This window comes from Streptomyces sp. NPDC085946 (assembly GCF_044540485.1).
Lineage (GTDB): Bacteria > Actinomycetota > Actinomycetes > Streptomycetales > Streptomycetaceae > Streptomyces.
Genome location: NZ_JBITSF010000002.1, coordinates 311,650 through 335,322, shown reverse-complemented (window position 1 = coordinate 335,322; position 23,673 = coordinate 311,650). Strand labels below are relative to the sequence as shown.

The window sequence follows — 23,673 nt, the reverse complement described above, 5'->3', positions numbered from 1 at the left end:
CGCGGCGTTCCGCGCCCCCGCGGCACCCGGACCGCCGGACCGGGCCCGGTCCCCGGGACGCCGGACGGCGGCCGCGCCCCCGCGACCACGCACCGGGCGGGCCGCCCCTGCCGGGACGGCCCGCCCGGGTGTGCCGGTCGGCCGGCGTCAGTCCTGCGGACCCTGCTGGGTCATGCCGTGCACCGCCGGGACCGTCCCCAGCCGGCCCTTCTGGAAGTCCTCGAAGGCCTGCATGAGCTCGTCCTTGGTGTTCATGACGAACGGGCCGTAGTGCGCCATCGGCTCGCGGATCGGCTGCCCGCCGAGCAGCACGACCTCCAGGTCGGGGGTGCGGGAGTCCTGCTTCTCGTCCGCCCGGACGGTCAGCGCGGAACCGGCGCCGAAGACGGCGGTCTGCCCCGAGTGGACCGGCCGGCGCTCGGTGCCGACGGCGCCGCGGCCGGCCAGGACGTACGCCAGGCCGTTGAAGTCCTCGCGCCACGGCAGGGTGATCTCGGCGCCCGGCGCCAGCGTCGCGTGGATCATCGTGATCGGCGTGTGCGTGATGCCGGGACCGGCGTGGCCGTCCAGCTCACCGGCGATGACGCGCAGCAGCGCGCCGCCGTCGGGGGAGGTGAGCAGCTGCACGGAGCCGCCGCGGATGTCCTGGTAGCGGGGGGCCATCATCTTGTCCTTGGCCGGGAGGTTCACCCACAGCTGGAGCCCGTGGAAGAGACCGCCGGACATCACCAGGTGCTCCGGCGGCGCCTCGATGTGCAGCAGGCCCGAGCCCGCGGTCATCCACTGGGTGTCGCCGTTGGTGATGGTGCCGCCGCCGCCGTGGCTGTCCTGGTGGTCGAAGATCCCGTCGATGATGTAGGTGACGGTCTCGAAGCCGCGGTGCGGGTGCCAGGGGGTGCCCTTGGGCTCGCCCGGCGCGTACTCCACCTCGCCCATCTGGTCCATCATGATGAACGGGTCGAGGTGGCGGTAGTTGATCCCCGCGAACGCCCGGCGCACCGGGAAGCCCTCGCCCTCGAAACCGCTCGGAGCGGTCGTGACGGCGAGCACGGGACGTGCCACGGCGTCGGCGGGCGCGGTCACGCGGGGCAGCGTCAGCGGGTTCTCGACGGTCACTGCAGGCATGTCGGTACCTCCTCGGTGTACGCCCAGTTTAGTTGAGCGTTGAACTTTCTGCTACCCGGAACAGAGAAAACCCGGAGGGCATTCCCTCCGGGTTTCCGCGCCCGACCGGCGCCGCGGGCCGCCTGTGCGGCGGGGCGTCTAGCCATACATGCGGCGCATGGCGAAGTCGACCATCTGCTCGACGGCCTTGGCGTCGAAGACGATCCGGTGCTCGCCCTCCATGTCGAGGACGAACCCGTAGCCGGTCGGCAGCAGGTCCAGCACCTCGGCACCGGTGATCACGAAGTACTTGGACTCCTTGCCCGCGTACCGGCGCAGCTCCTTGAGCGTGGTGAACATCGGGATCACCGGCTGCTGGGTGTTGTGCAGGGCGAGGAACCCGGGGTTGTCGCCGCGCGGGCAGTAGACCTTCGACGTCGCGAAGACCTGCTGGAAGTCCTCGGCCGCCATCTGCCCCGTGGTGAAGGCCCGGACCGCGTCCGCGAGCGAGGGCGGGGACGGCTCGGGGTACAGCGGCGCCTGCTGCTGTCCGTACCCGCCGGGCATCTGCTGCTGCGGCGGGACGTAGCCCTGCTGGGCACCCACGTTCTGGTCGTAGCCGTACATGAGCGCAAGAGTACTGAGTCACAGATGGCCGGATCGGGGTTGCTTCTTATTACCGACGGGTAGCATCATCGTAGCTACTTGCTGGTACGTGAACTAGGTGCGAGGAGTCAGTGCCTCGCCGATCTCTCTCTACGGAGCCGTCGCCATGGGGCACTACAAGTCGAATCTCCGCGACATCGAGTTCAATCTCTTCGAAGTACTCGGGCGGGACAAGCTGTACGGCACCGGCCCGTTCGAGGAGATGGACGTCGAGACCGCCAAGAGCATCCTCGAGGAGCTGACCCGGCTCTCGGAGAACGAGCTGGCCGAGTCCTTCGCCGACGCCGACCGCAACCCGCCGGTCTTCGACCCCGAGACGAACACCGCGCCGGTCCCCGCGTCCTTCAAGAAGAGCTACCAGGCCTTCATGGACTCCGAGTACTGGCGCCTGGGCCTGCCCGAGGAGATCGGCGGCACCACCTCGCCCCGCTCCCTGATCTGGGCGTACGCGGAGCTGATCCTCGGCGCCAACCCGGCCGTGTGGATGTACTCCTCCGGCCCGGCCTTCGCGGGCATCCTCTTCGACGAGGGCAACGAGGTGCAGAAGCACATCGCGAAGATCGCCGTCGAGAAGCAGTGGGGCTCCACCATGGTCCTCACCGAGCCGGACGCCGGCTCGGACGTGGGCGCCGGCCGCACCAGGGCCGTGCAGCAGGAGGACGGCTCCTGGCACATCGAGGGCGTGAAGCGCTTCATCACCTCCGGCGAGCACGACATGTCGGAGAACATCCTCCACTACGTCCTCGCCCGCCCCGAGGGCGCCGGCCCCGGCACCAAGGGCCTGTCCCTCTTCCTCGTCCCGAAGTACCTCTTCGACTTCGAGACCGGCGAGCTGGGCGAGCGCAACGGCGTCTACGCCACGAACGTCGAGCACAAGATGGGCCTGAAGGCCTCCAACACCTGCGAGATGACGTTCGGCGACAAGCACCCCGCCAAGGGCTGGCTGATCGGCGACAAGCACGACGGCATCCGCCAGATGTTCCGCATCATCGAGTTCGCCCGCATGATGGTCGGCACGAAGGCGATCTCCACGCTCTCCACCGGCTACCTCAACGCGCTGGAGTACGCCAAGGAGCGCGTCCAGGGCCCCGACCTGGCGAACTTCATGGACAAGACCGCGCCCAAGGTCACCATCACCCACCACCCCGACGTGCGCCGCTCGCTGCTCACGCAGAAGGCGTACGCCGAGGGCATGCGCGCCCTGGTGATGTACACCGCGGCCGTCCAGGACGAGATCCAGGTCAAGGAGGCCGCCGGCGAGGACGCCTCCACCGAGCACGCCCTCAACGACCTGCTCCTGCCGATCGTCAAGGGCTACGGCTCCGAGAAGGCCTACGAGCTGCTCGCCCAGTCCCTGCAGACCTTCGGCGGCTCCGGCTTCCTGCAGGAGTACCCGATCGAGCAGTACATCCGGGACTCCAAGATCGACACCCTGTACGAGGGCACCACGGCCATCCAGGGCCAGGACTTCTTCTTCCGGAAGATCGTCCGCAACCAGGGCGCCGCGCTGAACTCCCTCGCCGAGGACATCAAGAAGTTCCTCGCCCTGGGCACCGGCGGCGACGAGCTGGCCGGCGCCCGCGAGCACCTCGCCAAGGCCGCCGTCGAGCTGGAGGCCATCGTCGGCCTGATGCTCACCGACCTCGCCGCCACCGAGCAGGACGTCAAGAACATCTACAAGGTGGGCCTGAACACCACCCGCCTGCTGATGGCCTCCGGTGACGTGGTCGTCGGCTACCTGCTGCTCAAGGGCGCCGCGATCGCCGCCGAGAAGCTGCAGACGGCCTCCGCCAAGGACAAGGCGTTCTACACCGGCAAGATCGCGGCGGCGAAGTTCTTCGCGGCCACCGTCCTGCCCGGCGTCACCCTGGCCCGCAAGGTCGCCGAGGGCGTCGACCTGGACGTCATGGAGCTGGACGAGGCGGCGTTCTAGTCCCTCACGTTCTCTTCGCAGGGCCCGTTCCCTTCCGGCAGGGAGCGGGCCCTGCTCCGTCGTTAAGGTGAACCCATGACCACAGGCACTCGCTTCGACCGCGGCCACACCGACGACCTCATGACGTTCCTGGCGGCGAGCCCCACGCCCTACCACGCCGTGGCGAACGCCGCCGAGCGGCTGGAGAAGGCCGGGTTCCGCCAGGTCGCGGAGACGGACGCCTGGGACGGCACCAGCGGCGGGAAGTACGTGCTGCGGGGCGGCGCCGTCATCGCCTGGTACGTCCCCGAGGGCGCCGCGCCGCACACCCCGTTCCGGATCGTGGGCGCGCACACCGACTCCCCCAACCTGCGGGTCAAGCCCCGGCCCGACAGCGGCGCGCACGGCTGGCGCCAGGTCGCCGTCGAGATCTACGGCGGTCCCCTGCTGAACTCCTGGCTCGACCGCGACCTCGGACTCGCCGGCCGCCTGACGCTGCGCGACGGCTCCACGCGCCTGGTCGACGTCGACCGTCCGCTGCTGCGGGTGCCGCAGCTCGCCATCCACCTGGACCGCACGGTGACCGCGGACGGCCTCAAGCTCGACAAGCAGCGCCACATGCAGCCGGTCTGGGGCCTGGGCGACGACCTGCGCGACGGCGACCTGATCGCCTTCCTGGAGGAGACCGCCGGCATCGGGGCCGGCCAGGTCACCGGCTGGGACCTCATGGTGCACTCCGTCGAGCCGCCCGCCTACCTGGGCCGCGACCGGGAGCTGGTGGCCGGGCCGCGCATGGACAACCTGCTGTCCGTGCACGCCGGCACGGCCGCGCTGGCGGCGGTGGCCGCGTCCGGCGCCGGGCTGCCGTACATCCCCGTCCTCGCCGCCTTCGACCACGAGGAGAACGGCTCGCAGTCCGACACGGGCGCCGACGGACCGCTGCTCGGCACCGTCCTGGAACGGTCGGTGTTCGCGCGCGGCGGGTCCTACGAGGACCGGGCGCGCGCCTTCGCCGGCACGGTCTGCCTCTCCTCCGACACCGGCCACGCCGTCCACCCCAACTACGCGGAGCGGCACGACCCGACGCACCACCCCCGGGTCAACGGCGGTCCGATCCTCAAGGTGAACGTCAACAACCGCTACGCCACGGACGGTTCGGGCCGCGCGGTGTTCGCCGCCGCCTGCGAGAAGGCGGACGTGCCCTTCCAGACCTTCGTCTCCAACAACTCCATGCCGTGCGGCACCACCATCGGCCCGATCACCGCCGCCCGGCACGGCATCACGACCGTCGACATCGGCGTGGCGATCCTGTCGATGCACAGCGCGCGCGAACTGTGCGGCGCCGACGACCCGTTCCTGCTGGCCCGCGCGCTGGTCGCGTTCCTGGAGGGCTAGGACCGGACCCGGAACGGCCCTCCACGGCATGGGGGTTGACAACCGGGGTACCCGCATTTCCGGACCGGAACGACCGGACCGGACAGGGAGGCGACACTCATGGGCCTCGGCGGGTGCATCATCCTCATCGCCGTGGGAGCCATCCTCACGTTCGCGACCGACTGGGACATGCAGGGGGTCAACCTCGACCTCGTCGGCATCATCCTGATGATCGTCGGACTGATCGGCGTCACGACGTTCAGCAGCATCGCGCGCCGCCGGCGCGTGGTGGTACCGCCGACGACGACCCAGGTCGTCGACGATCCGGCGGCCCACCACCGCACGCGGGACGGCTACAGCGACGGCTACGGCCTCTGACCCCGGGGCCGACCGGCCCTAGGCCTCGTCCAGGCCGGCCAGGACCAGCGGCAGCCGGTCCGCCCCGCCCTCGGCGAGGCGGACCGGGACGCCCCAGTCCTGCTGGTGGACGTGGCAGGCGGGATACTCGTTCGCCGGGTCGTCGTCGCAGGACGCGGCCATCGCGGAGACGTGCAGGACCCCCTGGGACACCTCGGGGTTGAGCTCCAGGGCGCGGGACAGGTCTGTTCCCGCGCCCTCACCGTGCAGCAGCAGCTCCGGCGGGGTCGAGGAGACCAGCAGGCGGGTCGAGGGACCGTAGCGCGTGTCCAGCTTCTGGCCCGCGGGCGCCCGGAAGATCACGTCCAGCCGGAGCCGCCCGGGAGCGACGTCGGTCGCGGCCCGCTGCGTGCGGTGGGCGACGGCGTCCACCGTCACCGCCTCCTCCGGCAGCCGCAGCCAGGTCAGCCGGTGCCGGGCCGACTCCACGACCACGATGTCCTCCCCCACCAGCACCGCGTCGCTGGGCTCGCGCAGGTCGGTGGCGAGGGTGGTCACCTCGCCGGTCGCCGGGTCGTAGCGGCGCAGGGCGTGGTTGTAGGTGTCGGCGACCGCCACGGACCCGTCCGGGAGCGCGGTCACGCCCAACGGGTGCTGGAACAGCGCCTGTTCGGCGGCGCCGTCGCGGTGCCCGAAGTCGAACAGGCCGGTGCCGACCGCGGTGTGCACCGAGCCGTCCGGCTCCACCCAGCGCAGCGCGGACGTCTCGGAGTCCGCCAGCCACAGCCGCTCCGGGGTCGCCGCCAGCCCGGACGGCTGGGCGAACCACGCCTCGCCGCCCGGCCCGTCCACGAGCCCCTCGTTGGTCGTCCCGGCGGTGACGGACACGCTCCCGTCGGCCGGGTCGTACGCCCACAGCTGGTGCACCCCGGCCATGGCGATCCACACCCTGCCCTGCCACCGGGCGACGTCCCACGGGGAGGACAGGTTCACCTCGCGGGCCGGGCCCGAGGTGGCGTCGCCCTGCATCCACTGCCGGCCCGTGCCGGCGAGCGTGGACACCTCCCCGGCGGCGAGGTCGAGGCGCCGCAGCGCGTGGTTCACGGTGTCGGCGACGACGACCGAGCCGTCCTCCAGCAGGGCGAGCCCCTGCGGCTCGTTGAAGGCCGCGGCCTCGAACGGCCCGTCGGCCAGCCCCCGCTGCCCGGCGCCGATCCGCCGCACCACCGTCTCCCCGTCCTCCGCCAGCTCCACCAGCTGGTGGCGCGTGGTGTCGCTGACCAGGAAGGTCCCGGACGGCAGCAGCAGCGCCTTGCCCGGGAAGCGCAGCACCGTCGGCTCCGGCTCCGGCGGCACGTAGGGCCCGTCGCCGCGCCGCAGCGTGCCCTTGGCGGCGTGCTCGGCCTCCAGCTCCGTCACGAGCCGCTCGATGGCGTGCACGTGCCCCTCACCGGCGTGCTGGGCGACGACGTACCCCTCGGGGTCGATGACGACGAGCGTCGGCCACGCGCGCACGGCGTACTGCTTCCAGGTGGCGAGCTCGGGGTCGTCCAGCACGGGGTGCTCCACCCCGTACCGCTCCACGGCGTCGACGACGGCCGCGTGCTCGGCCTCGTGCACGAACTTCGGCGAGTGCACCCCGACGACGACCACCGTGTCCCGGTGCTTCTCCTCCAGCTCCCGCAGCTCGTCCAGGACGTGCAGGCAGTTGATGCAGCAGAAGGTCCAGAAATCGAGGATGACGATGCGTCCGCGCAGGTCGGACAAGGTGTACTGCCGTCCGCCGGTGTTCAGCCAGCCGCCCTTGCCGATCAGCTCGGGGGCGCGGACACGGGCGCGTCGGGGTGCCGAGTGGTTCATGCGTCCAAGGGTGCCACCCGCCGCCGGCGCTCAGCCCAGCGCGTGTCCCGTCGTCGCGTCCACGTGGGCGGGGACCTCGTCGTGGCGGTCGCCGACGGTCGGGGTGCCCGTGGGTTCGAACATCAGGATCGCGGTGGGGACCGGGGCGGAGGGCTTGTGCTCGGTGCCGCGCGGGACCGTGAAGACGGACCCCTTGGGCAGCACGACCGTGCGCTCCCCGGACGGCTCGCGCAGCGCGATGTGCAGTTCGCCGTCGAGGACGAGGAAGAACTCGTCGGTGTGGTCGTGCGCGTGCCAGAGGTGCTCGCCCTCGACCTTGGCGATGCGGACGTCGTAGTCGTTGACGGCGGTGACGATGCGGGGGCTCCACCGGTCGGCGAAGGACGCGAGGGCCTGGGCGAGGGCGACGGGTTCCTGGGTCATGGCGTCATCGTCGGCCCTGGTGCGCGGTCCGCGCGAGTGCTAGGAATCGCACATGCCGCAAGGATCCTCTCGGGCGCCGCACCGGGTCGTCGTCATCGTCGACGAGGGCACCAACCCCTTCGAGGTGGGGGTGGCCACGGAGCTGTTCGGGCTGCCGCGGCCGGAGCTGGGGCTGCCCCGCGCCCCGTACGAGGTGACGCTGGCGACGCCCGCGCCCGGGGTGCGGATGAACCACGGGTTCTTCACGCTGACCGGGGTGCCGGGGCTGGAGGCGGTGGACGGCGCCGACACGCTCGTGGTGCCGGGCCGCCCCGACAACGTCGTCCCGCGCGGGCCGGCCGTCCTGGACGCGATCCGCCGCACGCACGCGCGTGGCGCCCGCGTCGTGAGCTTCTGCACCGGCACCTTCGCGCTCGCCGAGGCCGGGATCCTCGACGGGCGGCGGGCCGCCACCCACTGGATGTGGGCGGACGCCTTCCGCGCCCTGCACCCGGGGGTCCTGCTGGAGCCGGACGTGCTGTTCGTGGACGACGGCGGGGTCCTGACCGCCGCCGGCAGCGCCGCCGCGCTCGACCTGGGGCTGCACCTCTGGCGCCGGGACCACGGCGCCGAGCTCGCCAACGCGGTCTCCCGGCGGCTCGTCTTCGCCGCGCACCGGGACGGCGGGCAGCGGCAGTTCGTGGAGCGGCCGGTGCCGGACGTGCCCGACGCGTCGCTGGGGCCGCTGCTGGTGTGGGCCCAGGAGCGGCTGCACGAGCCGCTGACGGTGGCCGGCCTGGCCGCCCGGGCGGCCGTGTCCCCGGCCACGCTGCACCGCCGTTTCCGCGCCCAGCTCGGCACGACCCCGCTGGCCTGGCTGACGGCCGAGCGGGTGGCCCTGGCCTGCCGGCTCATCGAGCGCGGCGAGGAGCGCCTGGACGTGGTGGCGCGGCGCAGCGGCCTCGGCACGGCCGCGAACCTGCGCGTCCGGCTGCGCCGCGGGACGGGACTCAGCCCATCGGCCTACCGGCGGCGTTTCGGACCGGCCCCGGGGGAAGCGCTCAAGCCATGAGATTCCTCGTGTACGACCGGCTCCTCGGCTTCGGCGACGACTACTGGATCGAGGACGACCGCGGCAACAAGGTCTTCCTCGTCGACGGCAAGGCGCTGCGCCTGCGGGACACCTGGGAGCTGAAGGACGCCCAGGGGCGGGTCCTGATCGACATCCACCAGAAGATGCTCGCCCTGCGGGACACGATGGTGATCCACCGCGGCGAGGAGCCCCTGGCGACCATCCGGCGCAAGCGGCTGTCGCTGCTGCGCAACCACTACCTGGTGTCCCTCGCGGACGGCACCGAGCTCGACGTCAGCGGCAAGGTCCTCGACCGGGAGTTCGCCGTCGAGTACGACGGCGAGCTCCTCGCCGTGATCTCCCGCCGCTGGCTCACCCTCCGGGACACCTACGGCATCGACGTGGTCCGCGACGACGCGGACGCCGCGCTGCTGGTGGCGGTGGCGGTGTGCGTGATCCACCTGGCGGAGAAGGACCGGGAGGAGGACTGAGCGGGGGCGCGCCCGCCGCCCCGCGCGCCCGCCGCCCCGCGGGCGGGGTCCTCAGCGGACGGGGTCCTCAGCGGCGCGGCGGGTCCAGTCCCAGCACCCGGTCCTTGAGCGCCGGGAACTGCTCGCGGGTCGCCGCCGCCTTCCCCGGGTCGAACTCCACCGTGAGGACCTCCTCGCCGGCGCCGGCCTCGGCCAGCACCTCGCCCCACGGGTCGACCACGATCGAGTGACCGGCCTGGGGGACCCCGGCGTGCGTCCCGGCCGTTCCGCAGGCGAGCACGAACGCCTGGTTCTCCACCGCCCGCGCCCGGGCCAGCAGCGTCCAGTGCGACCGGCGGCGCTCCGGCCAGCCCGCCGGGACGACGAGGGTCTCGGCGCCGGCGTCCACGAGGCCGCGGAAGAGTTCGGGGAAGCGGAGGTCGTAGCAGGTGGCCACGCCCAGGGTCGTCGACGGCAGGCGCACCGTCACCAGTTCCCGTCCGGCGCCCATCAGCACCGCCTCGCCCCGGTCGAAGCCGAAGCGGTGGATCTTGCGGTAGGCGGCGGCGAGCTCGCCGGAGGGCGAGAAGACGAGCGAGGTGTTGTAGAGCGTCCCGTCGGGGTCGCGCTCGGGGACCGACCCGGCGTGCAGCCACACCCCCGCGTCGCTCGCGGCCTTGGCCATCGCCTCGTGCGTCGGTCCTTCGAGCGGTTCGGCCTCCGCGTCGAACTCCTGGTAGGCGAAGGCCCCGGTGGTCCACAGCTCCGGCAGGACGACGAGGTCGGCCCCGGCCTGCCGCCGTACCAGCGAGGCGATCCGGTCCCGGCGTGAATCCGGCGATTCGCCCTCGTCCACGGCGATTTGGATCAGAGAAGCGCGCACACTACCACCGTCCTGGCCATCGAGCCGTCCACACGGCCTTCCCCACGGGCCTACGATCGTCACACGAAAGCACTGCCGGGGTGCCTCAGAGCAGCGTAACTTGGGGGTCCCCCCTGTTCGAGCGAAGGCGAGAACTCGGGGGAAGGTCTGAGACACCCGCCGACAGCCGCCACCTCCCACTGGCAAAGCCGCCACAACCTGCCCGTGTACCGAACGCCGAGGGGTCCCGTTCCGTGAGTCTGCATCCCACCCTCCAGCCCTACGCCGACGCCTGGACCCACTCCATCGAGGCGATATCCGAGCTGGTCCAGCCGCTCGTGGAGGCAGACTGGAACCGGCGGACGCCGTGCCCGGGCTGGTCGGTGCGCGACATCGTCTCCCACGTCATCGGCCTGGACTCCGAGATGCTCGGCGACCCGCGTCCGATCCACACGCTCCCGCGGGACCTGTTCCACGTCACCAACGAGCACCAGCGCTACATGGAGATGCAGGTCGACGTCCGCCGCCACCACACGGCGCCGGAGATGACGTCCGAGCTGGAGTACATGATCATCCGCCGCAACCGCCAGCTGCGGAACGAGTCCCGCGACCCCGGCACGAAGGTGCGCAGCCCGTTCGGCACCGACCTGACGCTGGAGGAGTCCATGCGGCGGCACGCGTTCGCCGTGTGGGCGCACGAGCAGGACCTGCGCACGGCGCTGGGCCGCCCGGGCAACCTCGACTCCCCCGGCGCCCACATCGCGCGCGACGTGCTGCTCGCGGAACTGCCGCGCGTGGTGGCCGAGGAGGCCCGTGCCCCGCGCAGTTCGGCCGTCGTCTTCGACGTCCACGGGCCCGTCGAGTTCCTGCGCACGATCCGCGTCGACATCCAGGGCCGCGGCACCCTGGAGACCGTCCCGGCGCTCGGCCCCGCCGCCTCCCTCACCCTGGACTGGGAGACGTACGTCCGTCTGGCCTGCGGCCGGGTGAGCCCGGAGGCGGTCGGGGACCGGGTGAAGGCGGAGGGCGACCCGGAGCTGGCGGCGGCGATCCTGGCGAACTTCGCGGTGACGCCGTAGCGGTCGCCGCGCACCGGCCGCGGGCGGTCGTGCCGCCGGGCCGGGCGCGCTCCCGCCCCCGGCCCGGCGCGGAGCACCGTCAGGCGGGCACGTGCACGGTCTCGACGCGGCTCGCCACCAGCCGCTCCCGCTCCCGGCGGGCCGCCCGCCCGCGCAGCCGCAGGATCTGGCTGACGCCGAGCGCCTGGAGCACGAAGACGCTGGAGAACGCCACCCGGTAGTCGTCGCCGGTGGCGTCCAGCAGCACGCCGACCGCGAACAGCGTGGTCATGGAGGCGACGAAGCCGCCCATGTTCGTGATGCCGGAGGCGGTGCCCTGCCGTTCCGGCGGGTTGGCCGGCCGGGCGAAGTCGAAGCCGAGCATCGAGGCCGGGCCGCAGGCGCCCAGCACCGCGCACAGCACGATCAGCAGCCACATCGGCGCCCGGTCGGCGGGGTGGAGGACCGTCGCCGCCCACAGCACGGCCGTCGCGCCCACCGTGCCGAGGGCGAGGGGCAGCCGGGCCTCGTGGTGCCGGGCGACGATCTGGCCGTAGACCAGGCCGATCAGCATGTTGGACAGGACGACGAGGGTGAGCAGCTCCCCGGCCGTGGCCCGGGACAGGCCCTGCGCCTCGACGAGGAACGGCAGCCCCCACAGCAGCAGGAACACCATCGCCGGGAACTGGGTCGTGAAGTGCACCCACAGGCCCAGCCGGGTGCCCGGCTCCCGCCAGGACGCGGCGATCTGGCGCCGTACGTACGCGGCGCCCCGGTGCGGGACGGGCTCCGGCTCGTGGCCCTCGGGGTGGTCCCTGAGGAACAGCAGCACCAGCACGAGCACCACGGCGCCCGCCAGCGCGCTGCCCGCGAACGCCGCCGTCCAGCCGATGCCGTGCAGCAGCCGGGCCAGCAGCAGCGTGGAGACGAGGTTGCCCGCCATGCCGGCCAGGCCGGCGAGCTGCGCGACCAGCGGCCCGCGCCGGGCGGGGAACCAGCGGCCGCCCAGCCGCAGCACGCTGATGAACGTCATCGCGTCCCCGCACCCGAGCAGCGCCCGCGACGCGAGCGCCATGCCGTACGACGGGGAGAACGCGAAGCCGAGCTGCCCGGCCGTGAAGAGCACGACGCCGATGGTCAGCACCTTCTTGGTGCCGAGCCGGTCCACGAGCAGCCCGACGGGTATCTGCATGCCCGCGTAGACCAGCAGCTGGAGGATCGAGAAGGTCGACAGGGCGGAGGCGCCCACGTGGAAGCGGTCGGCGGCGTCGAGGCCCGCCACCCCCAGCGACGTGCGGAAGATGACCGCGACGAAGTAGACCGAGACGCCGATGCCCCACATGGCCAGGGCGCGCCGGCCGCCCGGCGGGTCGCCGGGCAGGGCCGCGGCCCGTGCGGCGGAGGCGCTCATCGGACCTCCCCCCGGGCCAGGTGCGAGAACCAGCCGACGTGCCGGTGGACGACCCCGACGGCCGCGTCCGCGTCGCCGGAGCGCAGCGCGTCGAGGATCTCCTCGTGCTCGGCGAGCGTCTTGGCGATCCGGTCGGGGTGGGAGTGCATCACGGCGACGCCCATGCGCAGCTGGCGGTCGCGCAGCTGGTCGTAGAGGCGGGAGAGGATCTCGTTGCCGCCGCTGCGGACGATCTCGGCGTGGAAGCAGCGGTCGGTGACGGCGGCGGCGGCCAGGTCGCCGGCGGCGGCCTGCTCCTTCTGCCGCGCGAGAAGCGCCTCGAGGCGCTCGATGAGTCCGGGGGACGCGGGTACGGCCTTGCGCGCCGCGTGCTCCTCGACGAGCAGCCGGGTCTCGACGACGTCGGCGATCTCCTGCGCGGAGACGGGCAGCACCAGGGCGCCCTTCTTGGGGTAGAGCCTGATCAGCCCTTCGGCCTCCAGCCGGAGCAGCGCCTCGCGCACCGGCGTGCGGGACACCCCCACCGCCTCGGCGAGCTCGCCCTCGGTGAGGAGGGTCCCGCCCTCGTAACGACGGTCGAGGACGCCCGTCTTGACGTGGCTGTAGACGCGGTCGGCAGCGGGGGGTTGCTTCACGGCGAGGGACATGCCGACAGGATAGATACAACACGTACGCATAGATGCATCCCGTCCATCATGCGGACGGACGCACCCGATCGTGGGGGAAAACGCTTCCCGGCGCGGCAACACCACAACCTTCTGTGCTAGTTACGTGTCACACACGTGCGGCCCCACTTCGTCTTGACCGCAACGCGGCCGCATTCAGGGGACTTCGACTCAATCGGGGTATTTCACTTGATAACCGCCAACCAGGCTTTCCGGGTCCGCAGAGCCGCGGCCGTCGCCATGACCACCGGCGCCGTGCTCGCGGCAGGAGCCCTCTCCGCCGTGCCCGCGCAGGCCGCCGCCGCGCCCACGATCGCCGCCAAGGGCGGCTACGCGATGAACGCCGCGAACGGCAAGACGCTGTACACCAAGGCCGCGGACACCCGGCGTTCGACCGGTTCCACGACCAAGATCATGACCGCGAAGGTGGTGCTCTCCCAGCCGAACCTCAACCTCGACGCCAAGGTCACCATCCAGAAGGCGTACAGCGACTACATCGTCGACAACAACTACGCCTCCAACGCCAAGCTGATCGTCGGCGACAAGGTCACCGTCCGCCAGCTGCTGTACGGGCTGATGCTGCCGTCCGGCTGCGACGCGGCGTACGCGCTGGCCGACAAGTTCGGCTCGGGCTCGACGCGGGCGGCGCGCGTGAAGTCGTTCATCGGCAAGATGAACACCACGGCCAAGAACCTCGGCCTGACGAACACGCACTTCGACTCGTTCGACGGCATCGGCCACGGCGCCAACTACTCGACGCCGCGCGACCTGACGAAACTGGCCGCCAACGCGATGAAGAACACCACGTTCCGCACGATCGTCAAGACCAAGTCGTACACGGCCAAGACGACCACCAAGACCGGCAGCACCCGGACGATGGCGCCGTGGACGAACACCAACCCGCTGCTCGGCACCTACACCGGGGCGATCGGCGTGAAGACCGGCTCCGGCCCGGAGGCCAAGTACTGCCTGGTCTTCGCCGCCACCCGCAACGGCAAGACGGTCTACGGCACGGTGCTGGCCTCCACCGACGGGACCACGCGCGCGTCGGACGCCAAGAAGCTGCTCAACCACGGTTTCGCCCAGCTGGGCTGAGGCCGCCGCCGCACACCGCAGAGGGGCCCGCCGCACGCGCGGCGGGCCCCTCTCGCCGTGGCCGCCGGATTCCTCCGGCGCGCCGTACAACCCTCCGCCCGTCCCGTGAGTCTCCTGTGCGCCTCCCCCCGGCCATTCCCGCAGGTGCCGTCCCGGCATCGCGCACACTCGGAGTGTTCATAGTGACAACCGGCATCAAGGGCGTACGGATCCGCAGAGCCGCAGCCGTCGTGACGGCCACGGGCGCGCTGCTGGCGGGCGGTGCCGTGGCGGCGCCCGCGCAGGCGGCGACCGCGCCCTCCGTCAGCGCCAAGGGCGCGTTCATGCTCAACAGCGCGACGGGCTCGACGCTCTACAGCAAGTACGCCGACACCAGGCGGCCCATGGCGAGCACCACCAAGATCATGACCGCTCGCGTGGTGCTGAGCACGCCCGACCTGAACCTCGACCGCAAGATCACCGTCAAGCAGGCCTACCGGGACTACGTCGCCGCGAAGGGCGCGAGCACCGCGGACCTGAAGACGGGTGACAAGGTCTCCGTCCGGCAGCTGCTGCACGCGCTGATGCTGCCGTCCGGCTGCGACGCGGCGATGGCCCTCGCGGACGCGTTCGGCACGGGCACGACGGTGTCGGCGCGCACCAAGTCGTTCATCGGCAAGATGAACACCAAGGCCAAGGACCTCGGCCTGACCAACACCCACTTCGACTCGTTCGACGGCAACTCGACGCAGAACACGAACTACACGACGCCGCGCGACCTCGCGAAGCTGACCCGCAGCGCGATGAAGTACTCGACGTTCTCCGGCATCGTGAAGAAGACGAAGACCGTGCAGTACGCGACGACGAGCACGGGCGGCACCCGCACCTACACCTGGTACAACACCAACAAGCTGCTGGGCTCCTACAGCGGCGCGACCGGGGTGAAGACCGGCACCAACACGCCGGCCGGGCCCTGCCTGGTCTTCTCCGGCACCCGCGACGGCAAGACCGTCATCGGCGTGCTCCTCAACGACACCAACCGCTTCACCGACGCCGCGAAGCTGATGGACTACGCCTTCGGCAGCAGCTCGGCGAGCACGATGCAGCTGCGGACGCTGCCGTCGGGGGCGCAGCGGGACTGATCCGCCGTCCTCAGGTGCCCGGGCCCGCCGTGACCGCCCGGCGGGCCTGGCCCAGGAAGGCGTCCCACGCCCGGGGCGTGAACCGGAGTACCGGCCCGCCGGCCTCCTTGGAGTCCCGGACGGCTATGGCACCGGGGATGTTGCGGGCGACTTCGATGCATTCCTGGCCGGCGTTGCCGCCGCTGTAGCTGGACTTGACGAACGCGTAGGCAGGCACGCCGACTACATCTCCTTCAGGATCCCGTCGATCAGTCTGACCGAGTTCCGCTGCGCGAGGCTGAGGCGCGTGATCCGGTCGAAAAGCCTGTTGTGATGCTCGGCATCAGTATCGCTCTCCAACCAGACGGCCGACGAGGCGGTGTCCACGTGGACCACGTCCAGCGCACCCGGCTCGGCGAACGACACGATGGTGAAGGCACTGGTCATGCCCGGGTGCGCGCCCGCCAGGAACGGGAGCACCTGCACCTTCACGTGAGTCAGCCGTGCCATGTCCAGCAGGTGCCCCAGCTGTTCCCGCATGACCTCACGCCCGCCGACGAGTTGGCGTAGCGCGGCTTCGTGCACGACCGCCCACAGTTCCAGCGGGTTCTCGCCGTCGAGGCGGGTCTGGCGCGCCATGCGGGACTCGACGAACGGCTCGATCTCGTCGGGGTCCTCCCAGTGGCCGTTGCCGACGGCCAGGGCTCGCGCGTAGTCGGGCGTCTGCAACAGTCCCGGGACGATGGCGAGCTGCCACGTCCGGATGTTGGTCGCGATGTCCTCCAGCGCCACGTACTCGACCATGGCCTCCAGCTGCGGGTAGTGGTTCCACCAGCCACGGGCCTTGCGCCGCTCGCGGTCCGCCCTGGCCAGGGCCAGCAGTCTGCCGATCGCCGTCTCGTCGTCCTGGCCGTACAGGTGGCACAGCGCCCTGATGTCGGGGTCACGCATCGGAACCTGACCCCGTTCGATCTTCGCGACCTTGGCGACGGAGGCGGACAGCGCCTCGGCGGCATGCGCCTGGCGCAGCGCACAGGCCTCACGCAACCGCAGCAACTCGCCCCCGAGCCGCCGCCCCAGCACCGTCGTCACGGTCTTCCCCCGGTTGGGGTCCCTACCGGCCATCTGTTCCCTCCCAGGGGCATCAAGTTTTCTGCCCGTATCAGTTGATGGCAGATCTCACAGAAGGCTACCGTCAGTATTCGTCCACACACTCAAAGAAACCGTGGGGTGGAAGTGCACCGTGCTGCCCTGACTCCTGCGCGCACGGCGAAGCCACCGCCCTCCTGCCGAACTCCCCGCTCCCCCACGGAGGTGCGCCCATGTCGGACTGCCGGCCGCCCGAAGCCTTCAAGACCTCCGACCGCTACGACACCGTCAGTTACACCCCCTACCCGCAGAACATCCCCCGCGCCCGCAGACGCATCGCCCGCCTCGCCGTCGACTGGGGACACCCCGGCCTCGCCGGTGACGCGGCGCTGCTGGCCGGCGAGTTGTGCACGAACGCCCTGCTGCACGGCTGCCTGCGGGACCGGCTGTTCCGGGTGGAGACCTCGCTCACCGGGCACGCCCTGCGCGTCGCCGTGACCGACCCGCGGGGCGAGCGCCTGCCGGAGCACCGCGTCCCCGGGCCCGGCGACCGGTTCGGCCGGGGCCTGCTGATCGTCGGCGAACTGGCCGACCGGTGGGCCGTGGAGCGGCTCACCGTGGGCAAGACCGTGTGGGCGGAACTGGACGTCACGCGGCGCACCGGCCCCTAGCCGGGCTCCCGCGTCCCGGCCACGAGCTCGGTGATGTCCTCCGCCGACCAGTGCCCCTCCGCGCCGGGGCACGCCGCGACGTAGGAGGCGACCGCTTCGAGGTCCCACGCTCCGGCCGACAGCAGGCCCGCGGCCAGGAAGCGGACGTAGGCGGCGGACGGGGGGACCCAGGGCACGTCGTTCATGTGCCAGGGGGCGGTGAAGGTGAGGACGGGCAGGCCGTCCACCTGCCCGGCGCAGACGAGGGTCTCGTAGCGGCCCTCGCCCAGGACGGCACGGCCCCGGTCGATCACGTCCGCCAGGTCCAGGTCCGGGCCCGGCCCCCGGTACATCTCCTGCGCCGCGATGTCGGCGAACTGGCCGGCCGTCACCAGGTGCGCCCTGGCCAGCACCCGCCCGTCGGCCCGCGGGTCGTAGAACGCCCTGCCGCCGCCCCAGACGGGCGACCGGGTCGCGAAGTACATCGCGCCGGTGAGCTCCACCGGGACGGACCGGACCGGCGGGGCGGGATCGCGGCAGCCCGGGTACTCCCTCGCCGCGCCGGGCGGGCGCCCGCCCCGGAGGTAGGCGGCGAGCCGGTCCAGGTGCGTGTTGGAGCCGTAGGACGTGTACCAGACCTGCCGCGGGTGCCGGTCGGCCGGCCGTGTCGCGTCGATGCTGCACAGGGCCTTCACGCTGGGTCGCTCCCGGGAGGACGGGCTGGGCGACCGGGCCGCCCCGAGGCCTGGACGGCGTCGGGGCGGCCCGGTCGTGGAGGCGCGGTCGGTGGCGGATCAGGCCGTCGGCCCCGTCACGCCCAGGTGATCAGCCGCTTCGGCTGCTCCAGGATCGCCGCCACGTCCGCCAGGACCTTGGAACCGAGCTCCCCGTCGACCAGACGGTGGTCGAAGCTCAGCGCCAGCGTGGTGACCTGACGGGGCTTCACCTTGCCCTTGTGGACCCACGGCTGCGGCTTGATCGCACCGACCGCGAGGATCGCGGACTCGCCGGGGTTGAGGATCGGCGTGCCGGTGTCGACGCCGAAGACGCCGACGTTGGTGATGGTGACCGTGCCGCCCTGCATCGCGGCCGGGGAGGTCTTGCCCTCCCGTGCCGTGGACACCAGTTCGCCGAGCGCCTCGGCCAGCTGCGGCAGCGTCTTGGCGTGGGCGTCCTTGATGTTCGGGACGATCAGGCCGCGCGGGGTCGCCGCCGCGATGCCCAGGTTGACGTAGTGCTTGACCACGATCTCCTGGGCCGCCTCGTCCCAGGACGCGTTGATGTCCGGGTTGCGCCTGATCGCGACCAGCAGGGCCTTGGCGATCAGCAGCAGCGGGTTCACGCGCAGGCCCGTGAACTCCTTGTCCTGCTTGAGCTCCTCGACCAGCTTCATCGTGCGGGTCACGTCGACCGTCACGAACTCCGTGACGTGCGGCGCGGTGAACGCCGAGCCGACCATCGCCGCCGCCGTCGCCTTGCGGACGCCCTTGACGGGGATCCGGGTCTCGCGGGCGGTGTCGTACGACACCAGCGCCGGCGCGGCGGCCGGTGCGGCCGGCGCCGGCCGGACCGCCGGGGCCTCGACCACCGGCTCGGGGGCCTTCGCCGGGGCCGCCGCCGCGTGGACGTCCTCACGGGTGATGATGCCGTCCGGGCCGGTCGGGGTGACCGTGGCCAGGTCGACGCCGAGGTCCTTGGCGAGCTTGCGCACCGGGGGCTTGGCCAGCGGACGGGCCGGGGGCGCGGTGGCGCCGCCGTGGCCGTTCAGCTCGGGCGGGGCCGCCGGGGCGGTCTCGGCGGCCGGCGCCTGGGCGCCCTTGCGGGGGCGGCGCCGGGTGGCGGACGTGGCCACGCCGTAGCCCACCAGGACCGGCTGGCGGGCCGGGGCCTCCGGCTGCGGCTCGGCCGGCCGCGCCGCGGGGGCGGGCGCCGGCTGCGCGGGAGCCGCGGCACCGCCCGACACGTCGATCGCGATGATCGACGTGCCCACGTCGACGGTGGTGCCCTCGGGGAAGTGCAGCTCCCTGACCACGCCGTCGTACGGGATGGGCAGTTCGACGGCGGCCTTCGCCGTCTCCACCTCGCACACCACCTGGCCGTCGGTGACCGTGTCGCCGGGCTGGACGTACCACTTGAGGATCTCGGCCTCGGTGAGCCCCTCGCCCACGTCGGGCATCTTGAACTCGCGCACGGACGCTTCCGTCATCGTCGTCACGACCCTCTCCTCAGTACGCCAGCGAGCGGTCGACGGCATCCAGCACCCGGTCCAGGTCCGGGAGGTAGGACTCCTCCAGGCGGGCCGGCGGGTACGGCGCGTGGTAGCCGCCCACCCGCAGCACCGGGGCCTCCAGGTGGTAGAAGCAGCGCTCCGTGATCCGGGCGGCGATCTCCGCGCCGGAGCCGAAGAACACCGGCGCCTCGTGGACGACGACCAGGCGGCGGGTCTTCTCCACCGACGCCTGGACGGAGTCGAAGTCCAGCGGGGAGACCGAGCGCAGGTCCAGGACCTCCAGGGAGCGGCCCTCCTCGGCGGCGGCGTCGGCCGCCTCCAGGCAGAGCTTCACCATCGGGCCGTAGGCCGCCAGGGTCAGGTCCGTGCCCTCGCGGGCCACGACGGCCTTGTGCAGCGGGCCGGGGATCGCCTCCGTGTTGACCTCGCCCTTGTCCCAGTAGCGGCGCTTGGGCTCGAAGAAGATCACCGGGTCGTCGCTCTGGACGGCCTGCTGCATCATCCAGTACGCGTCCGACGCGTTGGACGGGCTGACCACCTTCAGACCCGCCACGTGCGCGAAGAGCGCCTCCGGGGACTCGGAGTGGTGCTCGACCGCGCCGATGCCGCCGCCGTAGGGGATGCGCACGACGACGGGCATCTTGACCTTGCCCAGCGCGCGGGCGTGCATCTTCGCGAGCTGCGTGACGATCTGGTCGTACGCCGGGAAGACGAAGCCGTCGAACTGGATCTCCACCACCGGGCGGTAGCCGCGCAGGGCGAGGCCGATGGCCGTGCCGACGATGCCGGACTCGGCCAGGGGGGTGTCGATGACGCGGCTCTCGCCGAAGTCCTTCTGCAGGCCGTCCGTCACGCGGAACACGCCGCCGAGCTTGCCGACGTCCTCGCCCATGATCAGGACCTTGGGGTCGGACTCCAGGGCGCGGCGCAGCGACTCGTTGATCGCCTTGGCCAGAGCCATCTTCTCCGCTGCCATGGTCAGACCCCCTCTGCGTCGGTGAACGACGCCTGGTAGGCGGCGAACTGGGCCCGCTCCTCGTCGACGAGGGCGTGGCCGTCCGCGTACGCGTTCTCGAAGATGGCGAAGTGGTCCGGGTCCGGCATGGCGCGGACCGCTTCGCGCACCCGCCTGCCCAGCGCCTCGCTCTCGGCCTCGAGCTCCGCGAAGAATCCCTCGTCCGCGTGGTTCGCGGCCTCCAGGTGGCGGCGCAGGCGCAGCAGCGGGTCCTTGGCCTCCCAGGCCAGCCGCTCCTCGTCGCCCCGGTAGCGGGTCGGGTCGTCGGAGGTGGTGTGGGCGCCCATGCGGTAGGTGAACGCCTCGACCAGCGTGGGACCCTCGCCGCGGCGGGCCCGCTCCAGGGCCCACCGGGTGACCGCCAGGCACGCCAGGACGTCGTTGCCGTCGACCCGTACGCCCGGGAAGCCGAAGCCCTGCGCGCGCTGGTACAGCGGCACGCGGGACTGCTTCTCGGTCGGCTCGGAGATGGCCCACTGGTTGTTCTGGCAGAAGAACACCACCGGGGCGTTGTAGACCGCGGAGAAGGTGAAGGACTCGGCCACGTCGCCCTGGCTGGAGGCGCCGTCGCCGAAGTAGGCGATGACCGCCGAGTCCGCGCCGTCCTTGGCGACGCCCATCGCGTAGCCGGTGGCGTGCAGCGTCTGGGAGCCGATGACGATCGTGTAGAGGTGGAAGTTGTTGCCGTTGGGGTCCCAGCCGCCGTTGTTCACGCCGCGGAACATGCCGAGCAGGTTGGTCGGGTCCACCCCGCGGCACCAGGCGACGCCGTGCTCGCGGTAGGTGGGGAAGACGTAGTCGTCGTCGCGCAGGGCCCGGCCGGAGCCGATCTGGGCGGCCTCCTGGCCGAGCAGCGAGGCCCACAGGCCCAGCTCGCCCTGGCGCTGCAGGGAGGTGGCCTCGGCGTCGAAGCGACGGGTGAGCACCATGTCGCGGTACAGGCCGCGCAGGTCCTCCGGGGTGATGCCGGCGACGTAGGGGTCGTACTCGGCGTTCTTGACGCGCTTGCCCTCGGGCGTCAGCAGCTGGACGAGGGCGGGCTCGCCGCTCCTCCCCGCGCCGGCGTCCTTCTTGGCGGTCGTGCGGGTGGTGCGCTGGGTGCCGGTGGTGCCGGCCTTGCTTCCGGCGCTGCGTCGCGGTGTGCGCGCGGCAGTGCTCTCCACGGTCACGTGTGCTCCTCCGTCGGTCCGGCTCCCGGGGTTGCCGGTAGGCCTGGGGTCCCCCCTGCTCCTGGGAGCCTGGGGGAGCGGCTCACCTGTTCCGACCACCGGGCACGGGGTGGGTGCCGCTCGGCCGGGGACAGGCGTGACAGGTGCCCCGGCGAGCGCCCTGCAGACAGCACGTTACCCAGTGCTCCACATTTCTGTGAAACCCCCTCTGACCTGGGATTTTGCTTGGATTTCCAAGTAAATCCGGAAGGTGTGGAAGGAGCGCTGGTCACAGCCTTGCAGGAGGCCGGAGCAACGGCACGTTATCCCGGCCACCCCGGACACGGGAAGAGTCAGTGGACCCCCGTACGGCGGTGTCCGCGCCGGGCGGGGTCCGCCGGCGGCCGCGAGGACCCCGCTCCGGACACGACGACGCGCGCGTGCGGCCCGGAAGCGGGCCGCACGCGCGCGTGGTGGGTGTCTGCCGTGGGGCGGGCCGGTCAGCCCTCGCCGTCGGCCGGGCCGCCGGTGGCGCCGCCGTCGGCGCCGCCCGTCGGCTCCGTCGGGAGCGTGATCCCGCCCCCGCCCGTCGGCTCGTCGGTCGGCTCCTCGGTCGGCTCCTCGGTGACCGTCTCGGACGGCGTGGCCGTCGGCTCCTGGGACGGCGTGTAGGAGGGGACGTACGACGGCGTGTACGACGGCTGCTGGTTCCAGCCGCCCGACCCCGTGCCGGAGCCGTCCTCCGTGGCCGTGTCGGTGGGCCGGTCCGTCTCGTCGTCGCTCGGCGACGCGCTGGGCGACTTGTCCTTGGCCGTCGGCGAGGTCGTCGGCGACTGCGTGGTGCCGGTGCCGCCCCCGCCGCCGCCTCCGGTGCCCTGCAGGGCCAGCGCGACGCCCGCGGCGATGGCGATCACCGCGAGCACGGCGAGGACCCACAGCTTGCCCCGGCCGCTGCCCCTGTTGCCGTGGCCCTCGAAGCCGCCCTCGTCGCCGCCGCCGTATCCGGCGGGCAGGACCGGCTGCGGGATCTGGGTGGTGCCGGAGGCGTCGCCGCCGGGGTGCGGCAGCACGGCGGTGCCGGCGAAGCCCGCGGCCGGGGTGTGCCGGCCCTCGTGCGTCGTCACCGGGCCGGTGTTCCAGGTGCCGGTGTGGCCGCCCTGGTCGTACAGCATCTGCAGCGCGTACTGGACCAGGCCGCGCATCTCCTCCGCGGTCTGGAAACGGTCGTCGGGCTCCTTGGCGAGGGAGCGCATGACCAGGCCGTCCAGCTCCGGCGGGCACGCGTCGGAGGCCTCGGAGGGCGGCGTGGGGATGTCCTGGACGTGCTGGTAGACCACCGACAGCGGGGTCTCGCCGGTGAACGGCGGGCGCAGCGCGAGGAGTTCGTACAGCAGGCAGCCCGTCGCGTACAGGTCGGAGCGGTGGTCGACGGCCTTGCCGAGCGCCTGCTCCGGGGAGAGGTACTGCGGGGTGCCCATCACCATGCCGGTCTGCGTCATCGTCGTCGACGCCCCGTGCAGGGCGCGGGCGATGCCGAAGTCCATCACCTTCACGGCGCCGTTGTGCGTGATGATCACGTTGGCCGGCTTGATGTCGCGGTGCACGATGCCGTGCTGGTGCGAGTAGGCCAGCGCCTCCAGGACGCCCGAGACGATGATCAGCGCCTGCTCCGGCCCCGGCGCCTCGGCGTTCATCAGCAGGTCGCGGATGGTGCGGCCCTCGACCAGCTCCATGACGATGTACGGCACGGACTGGCCGCCCACGAAGTCCTCGCCGGAGTCGTACACGGCGACGATCGCGTGGTGGTTGAGGCCGGCGACCGACTGGGCCTCGCGCGTGAAGCGGGCCTTGGAGACGGGGTCCTCGGCGAGGTCGGCGCGCAGCAGCTTGACCGCGACGGTGCGCCCGAGGCGCACGTCCTCGGCGGCGAACACCTCGGCCATGCCGCCCCGGCCGAGCCTGTGGGTCAGCCGGTACCGGCCGTCCCCGACCAGCCCGCCGTTACCCCAGGACTCCGGCGCGTCCGACATGCCGCCGCCAGTCGCCTCGGGGTCGGACGGGCCCTGAGCGCGCTGCTGCTGTGCCATCAGTCCTCGCCGTCGTTTCTGCCCGCGGTGCGCGCGGTGTTGTTAC

The 23,673-nt window shown here is 72.1% G+C and carries 23 protein-coding genes; 9 read left to right on the top strand and 14 right to left on the bottom strand.

Going from position 1 to position 23,673, the window contains the following annotated elements:
• Positions 1–147: 147 nt before the first annotated feature.
• Positions 148–1,125 carry a pirin family protein gene (locus tag ACIF8T_RS07145; protein ID WP_400032042.1) on the bottom strand — a complete coding sequence of 326 codons (978 nt, stop codon included), beginning with the start codon at positions 1,123–1,125 and terminating at the stop codon, positions 148–150.
• 138 nt (positions 1,126–1,263) lie between these two features.
• Positions 1,264–1,731, bottom strand: coding sequence for an SseB family protein (locus ACIF8T_RS07140; RefSeq protein ID WP_400032040.1), 468 nt, complete (start codon positions 1,729–1,731; stop codon positions 1,264–1,266).
• 145 nt (positions 1,732–1,876) lie between these two features.
• Between ACIF8T_RS07140 and ACIF8T_RS07135 the strand changes: the two genes are divergently transcribed.
• The 3 genes from ACIF8T_RS07135 to ACIF8T_RS07125 all read left to right on the top strand — a co-directional run bounded on the left by ACIF8T_RS07135 (position 1,877) and on the right by ACIF8T_RS07125 (position 5,434).
• Positions 1,877–3,703 (top strand): acyl-CoA dehydrogenase, encoded by a 1,827-nt coding sequence (locus ACIF8T_RS07135; RefSeq protein WP_400032038.1) that lies wholly within the window; start codon positions 1,877–1,879, stop codon positions 3,701–3,703.
• Positions 3,704–3,778: 75 nt separating this feature from the next.
• Complete coding sequence (locus ACIF8T_RS07130) at positions 3,779–5,077, top strand: M18 family aminopeptidase (RefSeq protein ID WP_400032036.1); 1,299 nt, start codon at positions 3,779–3,781, stop codon at positions 5,075–5,077.
• A 99-nt stretch (positions 5,078–5,176) separates the two neighbouring features.
• A complete protein-coding gene (locus tag ACIF8T_RS07125; protein WP_400032034.1) occupies positions 5,177–5,434 on the top strand; it encodes a DUF6458 family protein in 258 nt (85 codons plus the stop codon).
• 18 nt (positions 5,435–5,452) lie between these two features.
• Here ACIF8T_RS07125 and ACIF8T_RS07120 read toward each other — a convergent pair whose 3' ends face one another.
• Together ACIF8T_RS07120 and ACIF8T_RS07115 are read right to left on the bottom strand one after the other, a co-directional pair.
• Complete coding sequence (locus ACIF8T_RS07120; RefSeq protein WP_400032032.1) at positions 5,453–7,273, bottom strand: NHL domain-containing thioredoxin family protein; 1,821 nt, start codon at positions 7,271–7,273, stop codon at positions 5,453–5,455.
• 30 nt (positions 7,274–7,303) lie between these two features.
• A complete protein-coding gene (locus tag ACIF8T_RS07115) occupies positions 7,304–7,696 on the bottom strand; it encodes a cupin domain-containing protein (RefSeq protein ID WP_400032031.1) in 393 nt (130 codons plus the stop codon).
• Positions 7,697–7,748: 52 nt separating this feature from the next.
• Here ACIF8T_RS07115 and ACIF8T_RS07110 point away from each other — a divergent pair, with 52 nt between their 5' ends.
• A complete protein-coding gene (locus ACIF8T_RS07110; protein WP_400032029.1) occupies positions 7,749–8,747 on the top strand; it encodes a GlxA family transcriptional regulator in 999 nt (332 codons plus the stop codon).
• A complete protein-coding gene (locus tag ACIF8T_RS07105) occupies positions 8,744–9,238 on the top strand; it encodes an LURP-one-related/scramblase family protein (protein WP_400032027.1) in 495 nt (164 codons plus the stop codon). The genes ACIF8T_RS07110 and ACIF8T_RS07105 overlap by 4 nt, the downstream gene beginning before the upstream one ends.
• Before the next feature lie 67 nt (positions 9,239–9,305).
• Here the strand turns inward: ACIF8T_RS07105 and ACIF8T_RS07100 are convergent, their stop codons facing one another.
• Positions 9,306–10,100, bottom strand: a complete 795-nt coding sequence (locus ACIF8T_RS07100; protein ID WP_400032025.1) for a carbon-nitrogen family hydrolase — start codon at positions 10,098–10,100, stop codon at positions 9,306–9,308.
• A 233-nt stretch (positions 10,101–10,333) separates the two neighbouring features.
• On the opposite strand from ACIF8T_RS07100, the gene ACIF8T_RS07095 reads away from it, so the two are divergent.
• Positions 10,334–11,158 carry a maleylpyruvate isomerase family mycothiol-dependent enzyme gene (locus tag ACIF8T_RS07095; protein ID WP_400032023.1) on the top strand — a complete coding sequence of 275 codons (825 nt, stop codon included), beginning with the start codon at positions 10,334–10,336 and terminating at the stop codon, positions 11,156–11,158.
• Positions 11,159–11,237: 79 nt separating this feature from the next.
• Here the strand turns inward: ACIF8T_RS07095 and ACIF8T_RS07090 are convergent, their stop codons facing one another.
• Positions 11,238–12,548, bottom strand: a complete 1,311-nt coding sequence (locus ACIF8T_RS07090) for a nitrate/nitrite transporter (protein ID WP_400032021.1) — start codon at positions 12,546–12,548, stop codon at positions 11,238–11,240.
• Positions 12,545–13,195, bottom strand: a complete 651-nt coding sequence (locus ACIF8T_RS07085; RefSeq protein WP_400032019.1) for a GntR family transcriptional regulator — start codon at positions 13,193–13,195, stop codon at positions 12,545–12,547. Before ACIF8T_RS07085 ends, ACIF8T_RS07090 begins: the two co-directional genes overlap by 4 nt.
• Positions 13,196–13,453: 258 nt before the next feature.
• On the opposite strand from ACIF8T_RS07085, the gene ACIF8T_RS07080 reads away from it, so the two are divergent.
• On the top strand, positions 13,454–14,308 hold the full coding sequence (locus ACIF8T_RS07080) for a D-alanyl-D-alanine carboxypeptidase family protein (RefSeq protein WP_400032365.1): 855 nt from the start codon (positions 13,454–13,456) through the stop codon (positions 14,306–14,308).
• A 182-nt stretch (positions 14,309–14,490) separates the two neighbouring features.
• Positions 14,491–15,429, top strand: coding sequence for a D-alanyl-D-alanine carboxypeptidase family protein (locus tag ACIF8T_RS07075; protein ID WP_400032017.1), 939 nt, complete (start codon positions 14,491–14,493; stop codon positions 15,427–15,429).
• 10 nt (positions 15,430–15,439) lie between these two features.
• Here ACIF8T_RS07075 and ACIF8T_RS07070 read toward each other — a convergent pair whose 3' ends face one another.
• Both ACIF8T_RS07070 and ACIF8T_RS07065 read right to left on the bottom strand, forming a co-directional pair.
• A complete protein-coding gene (locus ACIF8T_RS07070; protein ID WP_400032015.1) occupies positions 15,440–15,646 on the bottom strand; it encodes a DUF397 domain-containing protein in 207 nt (68 codons plus the stop codon).
• A gap of 5 nt (positions 15,647–15,651) precedes the next feature.
• A complete protein-coding gene (locus ACIF8T_RS07065) occupies positions 15,652–16,533 on the bottom strand; it encodes a helix-turn-helix domain-containing protein (RefSeq protein ID WP_400032013.1) in 882 nt (293 codons plus the stop codon).
• Positions 16,534–16,730: 197 nt separating this feature from the next.
• Here ACIF8T_RS07065 and ACIF8T_RS07060 point away from each other — a divergent pair, with 197 nt between their 5' ends.
• Positions 16,731–17,168 carry an ATP-binding protein gene (locus tag ACIF8T_RS07060; RefSeq protein WP_400032011.1) on the top strand — a complete coding sequence of 146 codons (438 nt, stop codon included), beginning with the start codon at positions 16,731–16,733 and terminating at the stop codon, positions 17,166–17,168.
• Here ACIF8T_RS07060 and ACIF8T_RS07055 read toward each other — a convergent pair.
• The 5 genes from ACIF8T_RS07055 to ACIF8T_RS07035 form a co-directional block, all read right to left on the bottom strand.
• Positions 17,165–17,842, bottom strand: coding sequence for a histone deacetylase (locus ACIF8T_RS07055; protein ID WP_400032009.1), 678 nt, complete (start codon positions 17,840–17,842; stop codon positions 17,165–17,167). The two genes, ACIF8T_RS07060 and ACIF8T_RS07055, sit on opposite strands and share 4 nt — an antisense overlap.
• A 116-nt stretch (positions 17,843–17,958) precedes the next feature.
• Positions 17,959–19,362, bottom strand: coding sequence for a dihydrolipoamide acetyltransferase family protein (locus ACIF8T_RS07050; RefSeq protein ID WP_400032007.1), 1,404 nt, complete (start codon positions 19,360–19,362; stop codon positions 17,959–17,961).
• 10 nt (positions 19,363–19,372) lie between these two features.
• On the bottom strand, positions 19,373–20,353 hold the full coding sequence (locus tag ACIF8T_RS07045) for an alpha-ketoacid dehydrogenase subunit beta (protein ID WP_400032005.1): 981 nt from the start codon (positions 20,351–20,353) through the stop codon (positions 19,373–19,375).
• A gap of 2 nt (positions 20,354–20,355) precedes the next feature.
• Entirely contained in the window at positions 20,356–21,561 is a 1,206-nt protein-coding gene (pdhA, locus tag ACIF8T_RS07040) for a pyruvate dehydrogenase (acetyl-transferring) E1 component subunit alpha (RefSeq protein ID WP_400032003.1), read from the bottom strand.
• A 479-nt stretch (positions 21,562–22,040) separates the two neighbouring features.
• Positions 22,041–23,627, bottom strand: a complete 1,587-nt coding sequence (locus ACIF8T_RS07035) for a protein kinase (RefSeq protein WP_400032001.1) — start codon at positions 23,625–23,627, stop codon at positions 22,041–22,043.
• Positions 23,628–23,673 lie beyond the last annotated feature (46 nt).

Bases quoted from the DNA above. Each gene is read 5' to 3' on its own strand.
- ACIF8T_RS07105 (WP_400032027.1), top strand. From the start codon at position 8,744: ATGAGATTCCTCGTGTACGACCGGCTCCTCGGCTTCGGCGACGACTAC.
- ACIF8T_RS07045 (WP_400032005.1), bottom strand. From the start codon at position 20,353: ATGGCAGCGGAGAAGATGGCTCTGGCCAAGGCGATCAACGAGTCGCTG.
- ACIF8T_RS07085 (WP_400032019.1), bottom strand. From the start codon at position 13,195: ATGTCCCTCGCCGTGAAGCAACCCCCCGCTGCCGACCGCGTCTACAGC.
- ACIF8T_RS07090 (WP_400032021.1), bottom strand. From the start codon at position 12,548: ATGAGCGCCTCCGCCGCACGGGCCGCGGCCCTGCCCGGCGACCCGCCG.
- ACIF8T_RS07120 (WP_400032032.1), bottom strand. From the start codon at position 7,273: ATGAACCACTCGGCACCCCGACGCGCCCGTGTCCGCGCCCCCGAGCTG.
- ACIF8T_RS07125 (WP_400032034.1), top strand. From the start codon at position 5,177: ATGGGCCTCGGCGGGTGCATCATCCTCATCGCCGTGGGAGCCATCCTC.
- ACIF8T_RS07130 (WP_400032036.1), top strand. From the start codon at position 3,779: ATGACCACAGGCACTCGCTTCGACCGCGGCCACACCGACGACCTCATG.
- ACIF8T_RS07035 (WP_400032001.1), bottom strand. From the start codon at position 23,627: ATGGCACAGCAGCAGCGCGCTCAGGGCCCGTCCGACCCCGAGGCGACT.
- ACIF8T_RS07115 (WP_400032031.1), bottom strand. From the start codon at position 7,696: ATGACCCAGGAACCCGTCGCCCTCGCCCAGGCCCTCGCGTCCTTCGCC.
- ACIF8T_RS07060 (WP_400032011.1), top strand. From the start codon at position 16,731: ATGTCGGACTGCCGGCCGCCCGAAGCCTTCAAGACCTCCGACCGCTAC.
- ACIF8T_RS07140 (WP_400032040.1), bottom strand. From the start codon at position 1,731: ATGTACGGCTACGACCAGAACGTGGGTGCCCAGCAGGGCTACGTCCCG.
- ACIF8T_RS07080 (WP_400032365.1), top strand. From the start codon at position 13,454: ATGACCACCGGCGCCGTGCTCGCGGCAGGAGCCCTCTCCGCCGTGCCC.
- ACIF8T_RS07145 (WP_400032042.1), bottom strand. From the start codon at position 1,125: ATGCCTGCAGTGACCGTCGAGAACCCGCTGACGCTGCCCCGCGTGACC.
- ACIF8T_RS07065 (WP_400032013.1), bottom strand. From the start codon at position 16,533: ATGGCCGGTAGGGACCCCAACCGGGGGAAGACCGTGACGACGGTGCTG.
- ACIF8T_RS07135 (WP_400032038.1), top strand. From the start codon at position 1,877: ATGGGGCACTACAAGTCGAATCTCCGCGACATCGAGTTCAATCTCTTC.
- ACIF8T_RS07110 (WP_400032029.1), top strand. From the start codon at position 7,749: ATGCCGCAAGGATCCTCTCGGGCGCCGCACCGGGTCGTCGTCATCGTC.